Raw genomic sequence first — 18,123 nt, forward strand, 5'->3', positions numbered from 1 at the left:
ATGAAATTTGCAGTTCTTGTGTTCCCTGGCTCCAACTGCGACATCGACTGTTACAAAGCGGTCGAAGATGCGATTGGACAAGAAGTTGATTATGTATGGCATACAGCGACAGATCTGTCCGCGTATGATTGTATCCTGGTTCCTGGTGGTTTCTCATACGGGGACTACCTGCGTTGCGGAGCAATTTCCCGTTTCGCACCCGTAATGAACGAAGTGGCTAAAGCTGCCGAGCAAGGCAAATATGTACTGGGCATCTGTAACGGATTCCAGATCCTGACGGAAGCAGGTCTGCTCCCGGGAGCATTGATCCGCAACACGTCCCTGAAATTCCGTTGTCATGACACGGTGCTGAAAGTGGCTAACGCAGACACACCTTTCACACGCGACTACGCACCAGGCGAAGAGATTGTCATTCCGATTGCACACGGTGAGGGCAACTATTACTGTGACGAAGAAACACTCGCAAGTTTGCAAGCAAACAATCAGATTGTATTCACATATGGCAGCAACCCGAATGGTTCCCTGGGTGATATCGCAGGGGTTTGCAACGAGGCGGGCAACGTAGTGGGCATGATGCCGCATCCAGAGCGTGCAGTGGATTCACTGTTTGGCTCGGAAGACGGCAAACGGATGTTTACATCAATTTTGAAAGCATGGAGGGATCGGCATGACGCAGCAGCTATCCGCTAAGGAGCCAACAGCAGAACAGGTCGCAGAACATAAACTATACGCACAGATGGGCGTGTCTGACAGCGAGTATGAGCTGATCTGTGAGTTCATGGGCCGCAAGCCAAACTACACGGAAATTGGTGTATTCAGCGTAATGTGGTCTGAGCACTGCGCATACAAAAACTCCAAGCCACTCTTGCGTCGTTTCCCGACAAGTGGTCCACGTGTCCTGATGGGACCGGGTGAAGGTGCCGGGATCGTAGATATCGGTGACAATCAGGCCGTTGTTTTCAAAATTGAAAGCCATAACCACCCTTCCGCGGTAGAACCTTATCAAGGGGCAGCAACAGGTGTGGGCGGCATTATCCGTGATATTTTCTCCATGGGTGCAAGACCGGTAGCGCTTTTGAACTCTCTTCGTTTCGGTAAGCTGGAGAGCGATCGCGTAAAATATCTGTTCGAGCATGTGGTAGCGGGTATTGCGGGATACGGTAACTGTATTGGGATTCCGACCGTTGCAGGTGAAGTGATGTTCGATGAGAGTTATGAAGGCAATCCGCTCGTGAATGCGATGTGTGTGGGTCTGATTGATCATGACAAAATCCAGCGAGGTGTAGCCAAAGGTGTAGGTAACCCGGTGTATTACGTTGGCCCACCAACAGGTCGTGACGGTATCCACGGTGCAACGTTTGCTTCTGTTGAGCTGACCGAAGAATCCGAGTCCCAGCGTACTGCTGTTCAAGTCGGTGACCCGTTCATGGAGAAGCTGGTTATGGAATCCTGTCTGGAATTGATCGATACGGGTATCGTGCTCGGTATTCAAGATATGGGTGCAGCAGGTCTGACATGCTCCAGTGCGGAGATGGCAAGTAAAGCAGGTAATGGTCTGGAGCTGTATCTGGATCAGGTGCCACAGCGTGAAGAAGGTATGACACCTTACGAGATGATGCTTTCGGAGTCTCAGGAGCGGATGCTGTTTGTCGTTGAGCCGAAGGATGAGGCGCAGGCGATGGAAATTTTTGAACGTTGGGGTGTCATCTGTGCCAAAGTTGGTAAAGTTACAGACGATGGTCGTCTGAAACTGATCCACCACGGCGAAGTGGTTGGCGATATGCCTGTAACGGCTTTGGTTGACGAGTGCCCGGTATATGACAAGCCATCTTCCGTACCTGCGTATTATGAAGCGAGTGCTTCCATCGACACGCTTCGTTATGACGAAGTGTCGGATCTCGGCGGTGCATTGAAACAAGTGCTGGCTTCCCCAACGGTGGCGAGTAAAAAATGGGTTTATGATCAATACGATTACATGGTGCGTACAAGTACAGCCGTTCGTCCAGGTTCGGATGCAGCAGTGGTGACGATTCGTGGCACGCGCAAAGGTCTTGCGATGACGACGGACTGTAACGGTCGCTACGTTTACCTTGATCCTGAGGTAGGTGGACGTATTGCCGTGAGTGAAGCAGCGCGTAATATCGTATGTTCCGGTGCGGAGCCGCTGGCAATTACGGATAACCTGAACTTCGGTAACCCGGAGAAACCGGATATTTTCTGGCAAATGGAAAAAGCCGTGGACGGTATGGCGGAAGCTTGCCGTGTGCTGGATACACCGGTTATCGGCGGTAACGTGAGTTTGTACAATGAAAACGCCAAAGGCTCCATCTATCCAACGCCAGTGGTCGGTATGGTAGGTCTCGTTCATGATACGGATCATATCACGACACAAGCTTTCAAATCCGAAGGAGATGTCATCATCCTCCTCGGTGAAACCAAAGCAGAACTCGGCGGCAGCGAGTTGCAATACGCCGTACACGGCGTGACCGAAGGCCGTCCGCCGGAGCTTGACCTGAACACGGAGAAGGCGTTGCTCAGCACCGTGCTGGAAGCCATCCAATCCGGACTTGTTCGCTCCGCGCATGACTTGTCCGAAGGGGGTCTGGCCGTTGCACTTGCAGAGTCCTGCATCAGCGGTAACGTAGGCGCGCAAGTGAATGTAGAGACTGCACTCCGTGCAGATCATGCGCTGTTCAGTGAGAGCCAATCCCGTATTCTGTTGTCGGCTTCACCGGAGCAAGCGAGTAAGCTGGAAGCTTTCGTACGTGAACGCGGAGTGCCAGCAGCTGTGATCGGACGTGTTGAAGGAAGTAACCTGACGATTGAATTGAACGGAACATCAGCCGTGAACGAACCTGTAGGAGGTTTGGCTAAGGTCTGGGAGGATGCGATTCCATGTCTCATGAACTGATGACGGAACCGTTGTGGACAGGTGATTATTATAACGAAGGGTCCGGCAAGGAAGGCCTCGACAAATTAAAGGAAGAATGCGGCGTATTCGGGGTGTATCGGCACCCTGATGCGGCTTCCCTTTCCTATTACGGTCTGCATGCGTTGCAGCATCGCGGGGAAGAAAGTGCAGGTATGTGTGTAAGTGACGGCACACAGTTTAACTATCACCGCGGTATGGGACTCGTGAAAGAAGTGTTCACCAAAGATCTGATGCAGACACTCACCGGTGATATTTCGATTGGTCATGTACGTTATTCGACAAGTGGAGATAGCAAACTGACCAATGCACAGCCGCTCGTATTTAAGTATCGCGATGGCGACCTAGCCGTTGCAACGAACGGCAACATCGTGAATGCACCAACGATCCGGCGTGAGCTGGAGCAGAGCGGTTCTATTTTTCAGACGACGAGCGACACTGAAGTTATTGCTCACTTGATCGCACGTTCTTCGAAAGGTCTTGTAGAGGCGGCAAAAGATGCATTCCAGCGTATCGTCGGCGGATATGCGTTTCTGATCATGACGAATGATAAGTTACTGGTTGCTTCTGACCCGCATGGACTTCGTCCACTGACGATGGGTAAGCTTGGGGATGCTTATCTGTTTGCGTCTGAAACTTGTGCACTTGAAACGATCGGCGCAGAGTTGATCCGTGACATAGAGCCAGGGGAACTGCTCGTGCTGGATGCAGACGGATTACATGAAGATCGTTTCGATGATCATAAACACCGCAAGGCACTCTGTGCGATGGAATATATTTATTTTGCCCGACCTGATAGTGATATGAACGGTGCTAATCAGCATGCTGCTCGTAAACGCATGGGTAGTCGGATGGCCATTGAGGCGTTTGTGGATGCGGACTTGGTTACGGGGGTACCAGATTCCAGCATCTCGGCGGCGATTGGATACGCTGAACAGACAGGTATTCCATATGAGATGGGCATGATCAAAAATAAATACACCGGACGTACATTTATCCAGCCAAGTCAAGAATTGCGTGAGCAGGGCGTGAAGATGAAGCTTAGCGCCGTGCGCCGTGTCGTGGAAGGTAAACGTGTAGTGATGATCGATGACTCGATCGTACGTGGGACAACATCCCGCCGGATTGTGAATATGCTGCGTGACGCAGGGGCAACGGAAGTGCATGTGCGGATTACTTCACCGCCATTTAAGAACCCGTGCTTCTATGGTATTGATACACCGGATAGCCGTGAATTGATTGCATCCTCTCTGTCTGTTGAAGAGATTTGCCGTGAGATCAATGCAGATTCTCTGGCGTTCCTCAGCCCGGATGGACTGATTGCATCCATTCAGGGAGATAATCAGGAAGACTATAAGGGCGGACTATGTCTGGCTTGCTTCGATAATGACTATCCGACCCGCCTCGACTTTGACGGCGAGGAGAAATTTGGCTGTAGTTGTTAGGAGGCGAGGCTTATGGGAAGAAAAAGCTATAATGAGGGCGATGTTTTTCTGATTCCAATGCATGATGAGCGGTTCGCCGTTTGTCAGGTGATATGCGCACTGAGAGACCGCTTCAAAAAGGCATTTTCATTCGGCGTGATGAGCATTCAGCGTGACGAAACTGTAAGTTTGGAAGACCGCGAATTCCTTGACTATTCTTATGGTAAACGTAAGAGCAGCGTGATCTTCACGTCACCCAAGTTACTGAAAAATGGCACATGGAGCATTGTTGGTAACATCCCGCTGACTCCGGCGAAAAAAGAGCTGCAAGTATTCCAGTGCGCCGGTGCGGTATACAACGGTGACGAATACATTCGAATGGTTCCACCAGAAGAGTACGGTCAGTACATTACAATGGGTGTAGCGGGATTTGAATTGGTACAGATTCATCTTTTGGAGATGAGTAACAATAAATGAGTTAGACTTTTCATAGGTTATTCCGTCATCGGAGTGTACGGTGTAAATATGTTGAGCTCGATTTATACAAGATACGAAGGGTGTGAGGGTTGTGTCCGAAGCATATAAAAAGGCCGGCGTCGATATCGCGGCAGGAAACGAAGCGGTTGAACGGATGAAAAAACACGTAAAGCGTACCTTCCGTCCGGAAGTGATGACAGACCTGGGTGGATTCGGTGCCTTATTCGGATTGAACAAGGACAAATACGATGAGCCGGTTCTGGTTTCCGGTACAGATGGTGTTGGAACCAAGTTGAAAATAGCATTTGCCATGGATCGTCACGACACGATTGGCATCGATGCAGTAGCGATGTGTGTCAATGATATCGTTGTACAAGGAGCAGAGCCACTCTTTTTCTTGGACTACCTCGCTTGCGACAAGGTCATCCCGGAGAAGATTGAAGCGATCGTTGCGGGTATCGCGGAAGGCTGTCATCAGTCCGGCTGTGCGCTCATCGGCGGTGAAACGGCTGAGATGCCAGGCATGTACAGTGAAGGTGAGTATGATATCGCAGGTTTCACCGTGGGTATCGTGGACAAAGCAAAAATCATTAATGGCACAACCATCGCATCTGGAGATACGGTCATCGGCCTCGCTTCCAGCGGTGTGCATAGTAACGGATTCTCTCTAGTTCGCAGACTGTTGCTTGAAGAAGCCGGTTTGGATCTGCACTCTGAGGTGGCGGAGCTTGGTGGCAAACTGGGCGATTCCCTGCTGGAGCCGACGAAAATCTATGTAAAACCGCTGTTGTCTCTGCTGGAAAACGTAAATGTTAAAGGCATGGCGCACATCACGGGCGGTGGATTTATTGAAAATATCCCACGTATGCTACCAAGCAACGTGAACGTAGATATCAATTATGGTTCATGGCCGATCCTGCCAATCTTTAATCTTTTACAGCAAAAAGGCGATGTATCCAACCGTGATATGTTCACGACGTTTAACATGGGTATCGGACTTGTCTTGGTTGTGAACGAAGCGGATGCAGCAAAAGCACTGGAGCAATTAAAAGCATCTGGTGAAGAAGCGTACATCATTGGCCGTGTAACTGAAGGAGATGCGCGAGTGACCTTCACGGGAGCGGATGTTTAATGACGAACTACCGCATTGCTGTATTTGCCTCAGGGACAGGAAGCAACTTTCAGTCTCTGGTGGATGCAGCACGGAATGGCGCGTTGGGTGCCTCGGTGGAACTGCTCGTCTGTGATAAACCTGCCGCACGTGTTGTGCAGCGAGCACAGGATGCAGGGGTAGACTGCCATCTGTTTACGCCCAAAGCGTATGATTCGCGTGAAGCATACGAGGCAGAGATTATTGAGGTGCTGGAAGCGAAACAGATTGATCTGGTTGTGCTGGCGGGTTATATGAGACTGCTGACCTCCGTTATGGTGGAGCGTTACGCGGGTCGACTGATTAACATTCACCCATCGCTCCTGCCGGCTTTTGCTGGTAAAGACGCCATTGGACAAGCACTTGATTATGGTGTGAAAGTGACAGGGGTAACCGTTCATTTTGTGGACGGCGGCATGGATACGGGGCCGATTATAGCCCAGCATCCTGTGCCTGTCCAACCAGGGGATACGGCGGAAACGATCAGCAAAGCCATTCATGCAGCCGAACAGCAGTTATACCCTGAAGTGGTATCCTGGTTCGCGCAAGGTTTGGTTCAACTAAACGGACGTCACGTCACCGTTACCAAACCGGTTTGATATAAGTTGAAATTTTTTCCGCACATGAACGGAGAGAACAGAAATAAGCTGGAGAAGCGGAGCGTTCGCCTTTATTACTTGATTTTTACCATTATAAAATTGTTCAAAAAATCCAGGAATAACAGCGATCAAAAGATTATTCTGTTCTCGCAGTGGCTCAGTGTGGGAATCGTTTATCAACTTATATAACAGAAGTCGAAAATTGGTACGCATTTTGTGATATTTCTCGGGAAATAAATCAGCTGTGTTTCGTCAGGAAACGCGAAGCTTATGGGATAATAAAGGAGGAGCATATTGTGAGTATCAAAAGAGCGCTGGTCAGCGTATCGGATAAAACAGGCATCGTGGACTTTTGCCGCGAGCTGTCGCAAATGGGTGTGGAGATTATTTCGACAGGAGGTACAAGCAGCCTGCTGTCGAAGGAAGGCGTACCTGTCATCGGAATTTCGGACGTAACCGGATTCCCGGAAATTATGGACGGACGTGTCAAAACATTGCATCCGGCAGTTCACAGCGGTTTGCTCGCTGTTCGTGATAACGAAGAGCATACACGCCAAATGCAAGAGCTTGGTTTGGGTTATATCGATCTGGTCGTTGTAAACCTGTATCCTTTTCAGGAAACCATCGCTAAACCGGATGTAGCCTATGAAGATGCGATTGAGAACATCGATATCGGTGGCCCAACAATGCTTCGTTCTGCGGCTAAAAACCATGCTTTTGTTAGCGTTGTTGTGGATGCTGCCGACTACAGCCAAGTGCTGGAGGAAGTTCGCAGCGGTGGGGATACCACGCTGGAAACACGCAAACGGCTTGCGGCAAAAGTGTTCCGCCATACGGCGGCTTACGATGCACTCATCTCCGATTACCTGTCCAACGTTAATGGCGATCCACTACCAGAGCGTCTGACCGTTACTTACGAAAAGCTCCAAGATCTACGATATGGCGAAAATCCGCACCAACAAGCGGCATTCTACCGCAAACCGCTGGCTGCGCAGGATACATTGACTACTGCCGAGCAACTGCACGGTAAAGAGTTGTCCTACAACAACATCAATGACGCCAACGCAGCTCTGCAGATCGTCAAAGAATTTGAAGAGCCAGCAGTGGTTGCCGTGAAACATATGAATCCTTGCGGTGTGGGTATTGGCGAAAGCATCTATGAAGCCTACAGCAAAGCCTATGCAGCTGACCCAACATCGATTTTCGGTGGTATCGTGGCGGCAAACCGCATTATCGACAGCGATACGGCGAACAAGCTGAGCGAGATTTTCCTGGAAATTGTACTCGCTCCTGATTTTACCCAAGAAGCACTGGATATCCTGACGAAAAAGAAAAACATTCGTTTGCTGAAAACGGGTGAGCTGAACGCAGCTCGCAACCGTGAAAGCCAGTTCGTGGTGACATCGATTGACGGCGGCATGATCGTTCAACAATCGGACGTACATTCCATTGAAGCGAGCGAGCTTAACGTGGTTACAGATCGTGCACCTTCCGAAGAAGAGATGAAGCAGCTGTTGTTTGGTTGGAAAGTCGTGAAGCACGTGAAGTCCAACGCGATTGTACTTGCTGCGAACGACATGACGGTAGGTGTAGGTGCAGGGCAAATGAACCGTGTCGGTGCTGCCAAAATTGCAATTGAGCAAGCTGGCGAACAGGCGAAAGGTGCTGTACTCGCTTCGGATGCATTCTTCCCGATGGGCGATACTCTTGAGCTGGCAGCAAAAGCTGGAATTACAGCAGTTATTCAGCCAGGCGGCTCGATCAAAGACGAAGAATCCATCAAGGTCGCCAATGAATACGGCATCGCAATGGTATTCACAGGCGTACGTCATTTTAAACACTAGGACAAGTAATAAGCAGGTTGAAGAGTTAAGGTCTGAACGAGAGCATTAAAATATGCTCTCATCAAAAAGTGGCAAGTGTTATAAAGGAGTGTCACCTGTCATGCTGATGACGTATGGGGCACTCCTTTTTTTCAGGAAATAGGTCACTTAATATTTTTGAAGTGTGGGAACATTACAATCTAGTAAAGTGTGGAGGGGACAGAAGAATGGATATTTTGGTAGTCGGCGGCGGCGGCCGCGAACATGCAATTATCTGGGCACTGGCGAAGAGTCCAAAGGCAGGCAAGATCCATTGTGCACCCGGGAATGCGGGCATTGCACAGCTGGCAGAGTGTCACCCGATTGCGGTGCATGAATTCGATAAACTCAAAGCACTGGCTGTTGAGCTAAAAGTAGACCTCGTCGTTATTGGACCGGATGATCCACTGGCAGACGGTATTGTAGATGCGTTTGACTCGACAGGTCTTCCGGTCTTCGGTCCACGCCGTAATGCAGCTGAGATCGAAGGTAGTAAAACGTTCATGAAAGACCTGCTACACAAATACAACATCCCTACCGCTGCATATGAGAAATTCGACAACTATGAGCAGGCTCAGAGCTATCTGGACGAGCAAGCGATCCCTGTTGTCATTAAAGCGGACGGACTTGCTGCAGGTAAAGGGGTTACGGTGGCATACTCCCGTGAGGAGGCGAATCAGGCCCTTCGCAGCATTATGGTTGATAAAGTATTTGGTGAAGCTGGAGCTAAAGTGATCATTGAGGAATTCCTCGCTGGACAGGAAATGTCGATTCTGGCCTTTGTTGACGGTGAGACGGTTCGTCCAATGGCTGCTGCGCAGGATCATAAACCTGTGTTCGACAATGATCAGGGACCTAATACGGGCGGCATGGGTACATACTCGCCGCTGCCACATATTCCAACTTCTATCATTGAAGAAGCGATTGAAACCATCATCAAACCAACAGCGAAAGCAATGGTATCGGAGGGCCGTCCATTCCGTGGGGTATTGTTCGCTGGTTTAATGATCTCCCCGGATGGCAAGCCCAAAACGATTGAGTTTAATGCACGCTTTGGAGACCCGGAGACTCAAGTGGTGCTGCCACGCCTGAAAACGGACCTGCTCGACATTTTCTGGGCAACCGTTCACGGAAAGCTGGCTGATCTGGAGATTGAGTGGAGCGATGAGGCCGCGGTATGTGTCGTGCTTGCTTCAGGCGGATATCCTGGCCCTTATGCCAAAGGGGTTGTCATTGAAGGACTGGATCAAGCCCGAGAGGCTGTTGTGTTCCACGCAGGAACCGCGCGTAATGAAGCGGGAGACTGGGTGACAAATGGCGGACGTATTCTCGGTGTTGTAGGCCTGGGCGCTGACATTGCAGAAGCAAGAACCAAAGCCTATGCACAAGCAGAGCTCATTCGATTTGAAGGCAAACATCAGCGCACCGACATTGCAGCCAAAGCTTTGGTGTAACAATTAAGCCAGCCCGTAGGAGGGGTACCCAAAGGTATTTGCATCCTGCGGGCTTTTAACGCGTATTATATATATCATGTGTAAAAAGGACAGTTACAATCCTTTACATACCTGCTTTGAGTACAACACTTATCCACTATGCCAGTGAGCCTCTGAATCTGTTTAATGCCTGAAGGGAACGGGTAGTATTTCAATAAATTGTACTATTCTATAACAAGAGGACTGTAGAAAGTCGGAAGAACCGTTCACGTGAAAACGGAGAAATATAGAAAACTGAAGAAACATAAAAGAAACATAGAAGATAAGAAATCTATCTCGTAAGTGCAGGGTCACGCTGGCTAAAATGCCAGAGGATAACATACATATAGACTATTCTGTGAACAATAGACTGTAAGCTTGTGCCAAACCATAACGTGCAACTGGATGGTTTGGATCAAAACATGATATACTTTTCGGAAACAGGAATCGATACGTTGGGAGGTGGATATCTATTGGGTAGGCGATATTGTAAATTGTCCAAATGGCGAATCTAGGTGAAGTTGATCAAGGAACAATGGACAGCATGAGGGGTAACCCGTTTTGATTGAAGTCGTTTCTACACGTCATGGGCGTTATTGACTTCATCTTGGATTCCTGTTTTAGATTTACAAGGTCATTATGCGACTTATACAGAAGTGATCATGAACTGATTTTTATATATTTTTTATTCGTCACGGGCTCTTGGCATCACACATTCAACAGCGTATGAACAGTTAACGGCATGAACGTTAATGTATCACGCTGTAACGATCTTGGAGGTGAATCCCTGACTATCGGGGAAGTCTTTGGACATAATTACCATATTAAATATCGCATTACTTATCATCTTGATTGTACTGACTGCATTTTTCGTTGCGTCGGAGTTTGCTGTTGTGAAAATTCGTACATCAAGGGTGGATCAACTGGTTGCCGAAGGCAATAAACAGGCAGTGCTTGCCAAAAAGGTCGTCTCGGACCTGGATTATTATTTGTCCGCCTGTCAGCTAGGTATCACCGTTACAGCCCTCGGACTCGGGGCCTTGGGAAAACCGACTGTGGAGAGATTATTATATCCGGTGTTTAGTTATTTTGACGTACCTGCCTCGGCCTCGGCGATTGCTTCTTATGCGATAGCTTTTATACTCGTTACGTTTTTGCATGTCGTTGTTGGTGAGATGGCACCCAAAACGTTGGCGATTCAATTTTCCGAAAAGTTGACTTTGTTACTCTCTCCGCCGCTGTACTGGTTTGGTAAAGTTATGTATCCATTCATCTGGGCACTCAATGGTGCATCGCGTGTAATCCTGCGTGGATTCGGTGTGAAACCTGCCGGACATGATCAGGCTTATTCCGAGGATGAGATTAAGATTATCATGAACCAGAGCTATGAAGGCGATGAGAGCAACAAGACCAAACTTTCGTATCTGGAAAATGTTTTTGTGTTCGATGAACGTGATGCCAAAGATATCATGGTTCCGCGTACAGAACTGGTTACACTAAATCAGGATATGACCTATGACGATATTATTCCTATATTGGATGAGCATAACTACTCCAGATATCCCGTCATCGAGGATGGAGACAAAGACCGCATTATCGGTGTCGTGAATGTGAAGAAGATTTTGCCGGACATGGTTGCGACCCGTGCACATCAATTAAGTGAATTTGTGCGTGAGATCCCATTCGTGTCGGAAGTGACTTCCATTCAGGATGCGATGATCAAAATGCAGCAGGAACGTGTGCATATGGCTGTCGTCGTGGATGAGTATGGCGGTACTTCGGGAATCATTACGATGGAGGACATCCTCGAAGAGCTGGTCGGCGAGATCAGGGATGAGTTCGATGCTGATGAAGTAGCGGACATTCAGGAAACCGGGGAAAACCAGTATCTGATTAGCGGCCGTGTACTTCTGGATGAACTGGAGCGTCAATTCGGGATTGTATTCGAGGGTAATGAAGAGATGGATACCGTTGCCGGATGGATTCAGTACCAGAAGGGTGTAGGCGTGGAAAAAGGGGATACGGTTGAACACGGCGACTATGTCTGGACGGTTGTGGATGCCGAGAACTATCACATCAAGCAGGTGCTGCTTGAGCGTGTAAACGGTATTGAGGCCCAAGAAGCCGCAAGCGATCTGGCTTAAACATTTCAAAACTTAATGGAGGTGAATCCCTCATTTTGAGGGAAATCATTGGACGGAATAATAGCCTTAAACTTATTTTTAGTAGCTGTATTTATCGGTTTGACCGCGTTTTTCGTAGGAGCCGAGTTCGCTATTCTGAAAGTGCGGATGTCCCGTATTGATCAATTGATCTCGGAAGGCAACAAAAAAGCAGTGGTCGCCAAAAAAGTGGCACATAATCTGGATTATTATCTGTCTGCCTGTCAACTGGGTATTACGATTACAGCGCTCGTACTGGGTGCTTTGGGTGAACCGACCGTCGAGAAGATGTTGCATCCGTTATTTCAGAGTCTGGAAGTGCCTGCTGCATTGTCCACCGTACTCTCATACGCGATTGCATTGGCATTTATCACCTTCCTTCATGTCGTAATCGGCGAGCTTGCACCGAAGACACTTGCCATTCAGTTTGCTGAAAAGATGACGTTGTTGCTTGCACCACCGCTCTACTGGTTCGGTAAAATCATGAACCCGTTCATTTATGCGCTGAATGGTGCAGCACGTTTATTGCTTAGCATTTTCGGTATCAAACCGGCCGGGCATGATACGGTTCACTCCGAAGAGGAATTAAAGCTGATCATGGCGCAAAGTTATGAGAGTGGCGAGATTAATCAGACGGAGCTGGACTATCTCAAAAACATTTTTGCCTTTGATGAGCGTTTGCTTCAGGAGATCATGATTCCCCGAAATAAAATCGTTACGCTGAATAAAGAAATGCCATTGGATCAGATTATTGAAGTGTTGAACCAGCATGAGTATACGAGATACCCTGTCATTGCAAACGGGGATACGAACCATTTTGTCGGGTTTATTAATACCAAACAAACGTTAACGAGTGTGGCTGCGGGCAAAACGTTTAGCATGAACACCTTTGTGCATCCCATGCCGAGCTTCTCGGAGCGTTCACCGATCAAGGATGTACTCGTTCAGATGCAGCATAGTCGTGTGCATATCGCTTCTGTCAAAGACGAAGCAGGCGCAACGATCGGAATGGTGACCATGGAGGATATTCTCGAAGAGATTGTCGGGGATATCAAGGATGAATACGAGCATAAAGATCTGGTCAATCCACCAAAGAAACTAAAATTAGTGTAATAATGAGAGCATAGACCTCATTTAGGTGAGATAGACGCACGAGTGCTCTGGTATCGTTATGGTCTTGAAAATGGCTATAGATTAATGTGTCTAGCTCAAATGATCGTTCATTAGTATTTAAATTAAGACAGGTTTCCGTGCTTTGGTGCGGAGACCTGTTTTTTATGTGACAAGTCGTTCAGCGGGGCAGTTCTAAACTTGAACATCAAATAGGTATGTAAAGTTCACCGAAATAATATCTTAATTTTAAAATAAATGCTTGCATAATGCCTTCGGATGGATTAATATGAATTTAAAGAATCTTAAATTAAAGATAAATAACAAAACACGAAGGCAAGTTAGACTTCAAGTACAATTAATAAAAGAACCGTACAACAACCAAGATAATGAATAATAAACGAAAACTAAGGGAGTGGAGATTATGTTCAGAACTTCAGGAATTCATCATATTACCGCTTTTGTTGACGATGCACAGAAAAATGTAGACTTCTACGCAGGGGTGCTAGGACTTAGACTGGTGAAAAAAACGATCAACTTTGATGCACCGGATGTGTATCACTTGTACTACGGCAATGAGCAAGGCGCGCCAGGTACAATCATTACGTTTTTCCCGCAGCAAAATTCAAGAAGAGGTGTGATCGGCTCAGGTCAGACTGGAGTTACCGTCTATGCGGTACCGGTGGGCAGCCTGTCGTTCTGGAAAGAACGTCTTGCATCCTTCGATATTCCATATGAAAATAAAACCAGATTCGGTGAACACTATATTCGTTTCTTCGACAAAGGGGGACTGCTCCTTGAACTGGTTGAGCGCGAAGGCGGTCAGCCAAGCCAGTGGGCATTTAACGGGGTAACACCGGAGCATGCCATCAAAGGTTTTGGCGGTGCGGTGCTCTACAGTCATGTGCCTGAGAAAACGATGGATGTGCTTGTCAGCAAACTTGGTCTGGAACAGGTTCGCGAAGAGAATGGCCTGATCCGTCTGCGTGCGAGCGGTGATCTGGGACAGATCATCGATATTCAATCGACTGGAATTCAGCGCGGTATCGGTGGTGCGGGAACGGTACACCACATCGCATGGCGTGCCAAAGATTACACCGAGCATGAACAGATTCAACAGGATCTGGATCAAACGGGGTACCATCCAACTCCGGTCATCGACCGTCAATACTTCAACGCGGTATATTTCCGTGAACCAGGCGGTATTTTGTTCGAGATTGCGACAGATCCTCCGGGCTTTGCACGGGATGAGCCACAAGAGACAATGGGTGAGAAATTAATGTTGCCTGAATGGTATGAACCACAGCGTGAGCAGATCGAACAATTGCTGCCACCAATTCAAGTACGTGAATGGAAAGGGGAGTCTAAATCATGAGTACAGCCACAATGAAACATATCTATAAAGCAGGTGCGCAGCCAGATGCGCCGACATTATTGTTGCTCCACGGTACTGGGGGCACGGAGAATGATCTGATTGGACTGGCAGAGATGATTGCACCGGGTTCAGCGATCCTTGGGGTACGGGGGAACGTGTCCGAGAATGGGATGCCCCGTTTCTTCCGCCGCCTTGCGGAAGGGGTATTTGACGAAGAGGATCTGATTGCACGGACGGCGGAGCTGGGAGACTTTATCGATGCTGCTGCGGTGGAATATGGATTCGATCGATCGAACGTGTATGCGCTGGGCTATTCCAATGGTGCCAACATTGCCGCAAGTCTGATGTTCCATCAGGCAGATGTATTCAAGGGAGCAATCCTGCACCATCCGATGGTGCCGCTACGCGGACTGACATTGCCTGATCTGAAAGGACTGCCCGTCTTTATCGGTGCTGGAGAGAATGATCCAATTGTGCCAAGACGTGAAACAGAGGAACTGGCTTCGCTACTGAGCGGGGCGGGTGCCGATGTGCATATGCATTGGGAACGCCAGGGACATCAACTGACACGTACCGAGGCAGAAGCCGCGGCAGCGTGGTATAAATCACAGGTGTAATACAGGTACAGTACTTGTGGATGTATTACATTACAAGATCTAGCACATATCGACACATATAAGAAGTTCGCAGGCAGCCTGATCGTTGAGATCGGGCTATTTTTTATGTTTTTTATATCCATATAGGATAACAGCTACTCTCCAGAATATTCTGTCATCGGAGTACACCATGTAAAATCTTAAATTCAACTTACTATATTGCAGGAAAAATAGAATGCATCTGTTATGTAAACGTGACGAACCGGGTAAGGATTTGAAATAGTGAGAGTTCACGCGGTATGCTTGTTATATTGCTTCGACACTACACTGAGATCATGAACTGGAGGGGTTAATGTGGAACGTAACATCAAAGATTTGGTACAGCAGATGACACTGGAAGAAAAAGCAGGAATGTGCTCAGGGCTCGACTTTTGGCATCTGAAAGGGGTGGAGCGTCTCGGCATTCCATCTATTATGGTAACAGATGGTCCTCACGGATTACGCAAACAGGACAGCAGTGCAGATCACTTGGGTCTAACCGCAAGTGTGCCTGCAACCTGTTTTCCGTCTGCGGCAGGGCTGGCGAGTTCGTGGGATACGGAGTTGGCGCGTCAGGTGGGCGTGGCTTTGGGTGAAGAATGTCAGGCCGAAGATGTGGCGGTACTGCTTGGGCCGGGGGTGAATATTAAACGTTCCCCATTGGGTGGACGGAACTTTGAATATTTTTCCGAAGATCCGCTGTTATCGACTCAGATGGCTACCGCTCATATTAAGGGCGTGCAGAGCCAGGGCGTGGGAACATCTCTCAAACACTTTGCGGTGAATAATCAGGAAGAGCGCCGTATGTCGATTGATGCAGTGGTGGACGAACGGACGTTACGCGAGATTTATCTGGCCAGCTTCGAAGGTGCGGTGAAGGATGCACAGCCGTGGACGGTGATGTGTTCTTACAATAAAGTGAACGGCACGTATGCAGGTGAAAATGAGTGGCTATTAACGGACATTTTGAAGGATGAATGGGGCCATGAAGGTCTGGTTGTCTCGGACTGGGGCGCTGTAAATGAGCGGGCAGATGCGCTAGCAGCTGGACTGGAGCTGGAGATGCCGGCAAGCGGCGGTATTGGAGAACGCAAGGTGATCGATGCGGTAAAGAGCGGAAAGCTGTCCATGGACAAGCTGGATCTTGCGGTGGAGCGTTTGCTAACCTTAATTTTCAAAGCGGTGGATCATAAGAAAGAAGGCGCTTCGTACGATAAAGACGAACATCATCAGCTTGCACGTAAAGTGGCATCCGAGAGTATGGTTTTGTTGAAAAATGAAGCCGGGCTTCTTCCGCTAAAGCGCGAAGGTAGCGTAGCCATCATAGGTGCTTTTGCGCGTAAACCTCGCTTTCAGGGAGGGGGAAGCTCCCACATTAATCCGACCAAGGTCGATGATATTGTGGACGAGATGACTCAGGTGGCAGGCGATGGAGTAACGATCTCTTATGCACCAGGGTACCGGATTGAAGAGGACGATGTGGATGAGACACTGTTGCAGGAGGCTGTTCAGGCTGCAAAAGCGGCAGATACCGCGGTCGTATTTGTGGGGTTGCCGGATCGTTATGAATCCGAAGGGTATGACCGTGCCCATCTGCGTCTGCCGGACAACCACATTCGTCTGATTGAAGAGGTTGCCAAGGTGCAGTCTCGTGTCGTGGTTGTGCTAAGCAACGGTTCTCCAGTGGAGATGCCTTGGTTACCGCAGGTTCAAGCTGTGCTTGAAGCCTATCTTGGCGGACAGGCTGTGGGAGGCGCAATCGCCGATCTGCTCTACGGTGAGGTGAACCCGTCCGGTAAACTGGCAGAGACCTTCCCGGCTAAGCTTAGTCATAATCCATCCTATCTGAACTTCCCTGGAGAAGCGGATCGAGTGGATTACTGCGAGGGGATCTTCGTCGGTTACCGCTATTATGATAAAAAAGAGCTGGAGCCGCTGTTCCCGTTTGGATACGGCCTCAGTTATACCACGTTTGAGTATAGCGATCTACAAGTAGATCGCACGGCGCTAACGGATCTAGACGAGGTGCAGGTACAAGTACGTGTCACCAATACCGGGGAGCGTGCAGGGAAAGAGATCGTGCAGCTGTATGTTAGTGATGTGGAGAGTGCGGTGATTCGTCCGGATCGGGAGCTGAAAGGTTTTGCGAAAGTGGCACTTGAAGCTGGTGAGTCAAAAACGATCCATTTCACCTTGAATAAGCGCTCGTTCGCGTATTACAACGTGGATATGAAAGACTGGCACGTTGAGACTGGCGACTTCGAGATTCAGGTGGGCAGTTCTTCGCGTGATATTCGTTTGCAGACTCGGGTAAGCGTAGAGTCTACTGCCACGTTTATTCCTACGTACACACGTAACAGTACGCTTGGCGATATTCAGCGCGACCCGGAGAATAAAAAACTGATTGAGCAGGCTTTGCAGCAATTCCAGGAAGCGAGCGGTTTCGGCGGCGGAGATGATTCTGGTGACAATGATCATGCGGATATGATGACCGCGATGATGAAATATATGCCGCTGCGTGCTCTTGTGGCCTTTAGCGGTGGTGCGATGACCGAGGAAGCGATGAATCAGTTGCTGGATCAGATGAATAATAAGGATCACGGCATTCGTGGATAAGAGGGCGGAAGTCGGCGCTGGAAAGACATAATTGTCCTAAAGAGTAAGGGAATTTCATCCCGATTCTGCTCCATGATCTGTGACCTGCGATCTGTGAAGAAGTGATTAGGCTATGCCCCAGTTTGGGGCGAGGCCGAGAGTGTTTGTTATTGTACGTTCAGCCGCTGCAAGGCTGGGAAGGATACCCGATCTGATGATGGATCGGGTGTTCTTTTTTTATAAGAAAAAAGGTATAATTAGTAATTGATAATCATTTTCATTTAGGATCAGTGATGACAGACGGATAGCGGGATCGGTGGAGAGGAAAGGTGA

General features: G+C 48.7%; 13 protein-coding genes. All 13 read left to right on the forward strand.

Features of this window, described 5'->3' with window-relative positions:
* Positions 1–690 carry a phosphoribosylformylglycinamidine synthase subunit PurQ gene (gene purQ / locus AC1VYS_RS03810; protein ID WP_342554181.1) on the forward strand — a complete coding sequence of 230 codons (690 nt, stop codon included), beginning with the start codon at positions 1–3 and terminating at the stop codon, positions 688–690.
* Positions 668–2,911, forward strand: a complete 2,244-nt coding sequence (gene purL, locus AC1VYS_RS03815; protein ID WP_090923360.1) for a phosphoribosylformylglycinamidine synthase subunit PurL — start codon at positions 668–670, stop codon at positions 2,909–2,911. Before purQ ends, purL begins: the two co-directional genes overlap by 23 nt.
* Positions 2,896–4,374, forward strand: a complete 1,479-nt coding sequence (gene purF / locus AC1VYS_RS03820; protein WP_482913065.1) for an amidophosphoribosyltransferase — start codon at positions 2,896–2,898, stop codon at positions 4,372–4,374. The genes purL and purF overlap by 16 nt, the downstream gene beginning before the upstream one ends.
* Positions 4,375–4,386: 12 nt before the next feature.
* Positions 4,387–4,830 carry an immunity 26/phosphotriesterase HocA family protein gene (locus AC1VYS_RS03825; protein ID WP_482913066.1) on the forward strand — a complete coding sequence of 148 codons (444 nt, stop codon included), beginning with the start codon at positions 4,387–4,389 and terminating at the stop codon, positions 4,828–4,830.
* A gap of 91 nt (positions 4,831–4,921) precedes the next feature.
* Positions 4,922–5,962 carry a phosphoribosylformylglycinamidine cyclo-ligase gene (gene purM, locus AC1VYS_RS03830; protein WP_482913067.1) on the forward strand — a complete coding sequence of 347 codons (1,041 nt, stop codon included), beginning with the start codon at positions 4,922–4,924 and terminating at the stop codon, positions 5,960–5,962.
* On the forward strand, positions 5,962–6,579 hold the full coding sequence (purN, locus tag AC1VYS_RS03835) for a phosphoribosylglycinamide formyltransferase (RefSeq protein WP_482913068.1): 618 nt from the start codon (positions 5,962–5,964) through the stop codon (positions 6,577–6,579). The genes purM and purN overlap by 1 nt, the downstream gene beginning before the upstream one ends.
* Positions 6,580–6,875: 296 nt before the next feature.
* Positions 6,876–8,423 carry a bifunctional phosphoribosylaminoimidazolecarboxamide formyltransferase/IMP cyclohydrolase gene (gene purH, locus AC1VYS_RS03840; RefSeq protein ID WP_434748065.1) on the forward strand — a complete coding sequence of 516 codons (1,548 nt, stop codon included), beginning with the start codon at positions 6,876–6,878 and terminating at the stop codon, positions 8,421–8,423.
* Between the two features lie 206 nt (positions 8,424–8,629).
* Positions 8,630–9,895, forward strand: coding sequence for a phosphoribosylamine--glycine ligase (gene purD, locus AC1VYS_RS03845; RefSeq protein WP_482913069.1), 1,266 nt, complete (start codon positions 8,630–8,632; stop codon positions 9,893–9,895).
* Positions 9,896–10,719: 824 nt separating this feature from the next.
* On the forward strand, positions 10,720–12,057 hold the full coding sequence (locus tag AC1VYS_RS03850) for a hemolysin family protein (protein ID WP_482913070.1): 1,338 nt from the start codon (positions 10,720–10,722) through the stop codon (positions 12,055–12,057).
* Between the two features lie 48 nt (positions 12,058–12,105).
* On the forward strand, positions 12,106–13,188 hold the full coding sequence (locus AC1VYS_RS03855) for a hemolysin family protein (protein ID WP_441930120.1): 1,083 nt from the start codon (positions 12,106–12,108) through the stop codon (positions 13,186–13,188).
* Positions 13,189–13,609: 421 nt separating this feature from the next.
* Positions 13,610–14,560, forward strand: a complete 951-nt coding sequence (locus tag AC1VYS_RS03860) for a ring-cleaving dioxygenase (protein ID WP_482913071.1) — start codon at positions 13,610–13,612, stop codon at positions 14,558–14,560.
* An 11-nt stretch (positions 14,561–14,571) separates the two neighbouring features.
* Complete coding sequence (locus AC1VYS_RS03865; RefSeq protein WP_482914900.1) at positions 14,572–15,177, forward strand: alpha/beta hydrolase; 606 nt, start codon at positions 14,572–14,574, stop codon at positions 15,175–15,177.
* A 333-nt stretch (positions 15,178–15,510) separates the two neighbouring features.
* Positions 15,511–17,811, forward strand: a complete 2,301-nt coding sequence (locus AC1VYS_RS03870; protein ID WP_482913072.1) for a beta-glucosidase family protein — start codon at positions 15,511–15,513, stop codon at positions 17,809–17,811.
* Positions 17,812–18,123: the final 312 nt, after the last annotated feature.

The sequence above is a fragment of the Paenibacillus sp. G34 genome, assembly GCF_056856875.1.

Bases quoted from the DNA above. Each gene is read 5' to 3' on its own strand.
- purD (WP_482913069.1), top strand. From the start codon at position 8,630: ATGGATATTTTGGTAGTCGGCGGCGGCGGCCGCGAACATGCAATTATC.
- purF (WP_482913065.1), top strand. From the start codon at position 2,896: ATGTCTCATGAACTGATGACGGAACCGTTGTGGACAGGTGATTATTAT.
- purN (WP_482913068.1), top strand. From the start codon at position 5,962: ATGACGAACTACCGCATTGCTGTATTTGCCTCAGGGACAGGAAGCAAC.
- AC1VYS_RS03825 (WP_482913066.1), top strand. From the start codon at position 4,387: ATGGGAAGAAAAAGCTATAATGAGGGCGATGTTTTTCTGATTCCAATG.
- AC1VYS_RS03860 (WP_482913071.1), top strand. From the start codon at position 13,610: ATGTTCAGAACTTCAGGAATTCATCATATTACCGCTTTTGTTGACGAT.
- purQ (WP_342554181.1), top strand. From the start codon at position 1: ATGAAATTTGCAGTTCTTGTGTTCCCTGGCTCCAACTGCGACATCGAC.
- purL (WP_090923360.1), top strand. From the start codon at position 668: ATGACGCAGCAGCTATCCGCTAAGGAGCCAACAGCAGAACAGGTCGCA.
- AC1VYS_RS03865 (WP_482914900.1), top strand. From the start codon at position 14,572: ATGAAACATATCTATAAAGCAGGTGCGCAGCCAGATGCGCCGACATTA.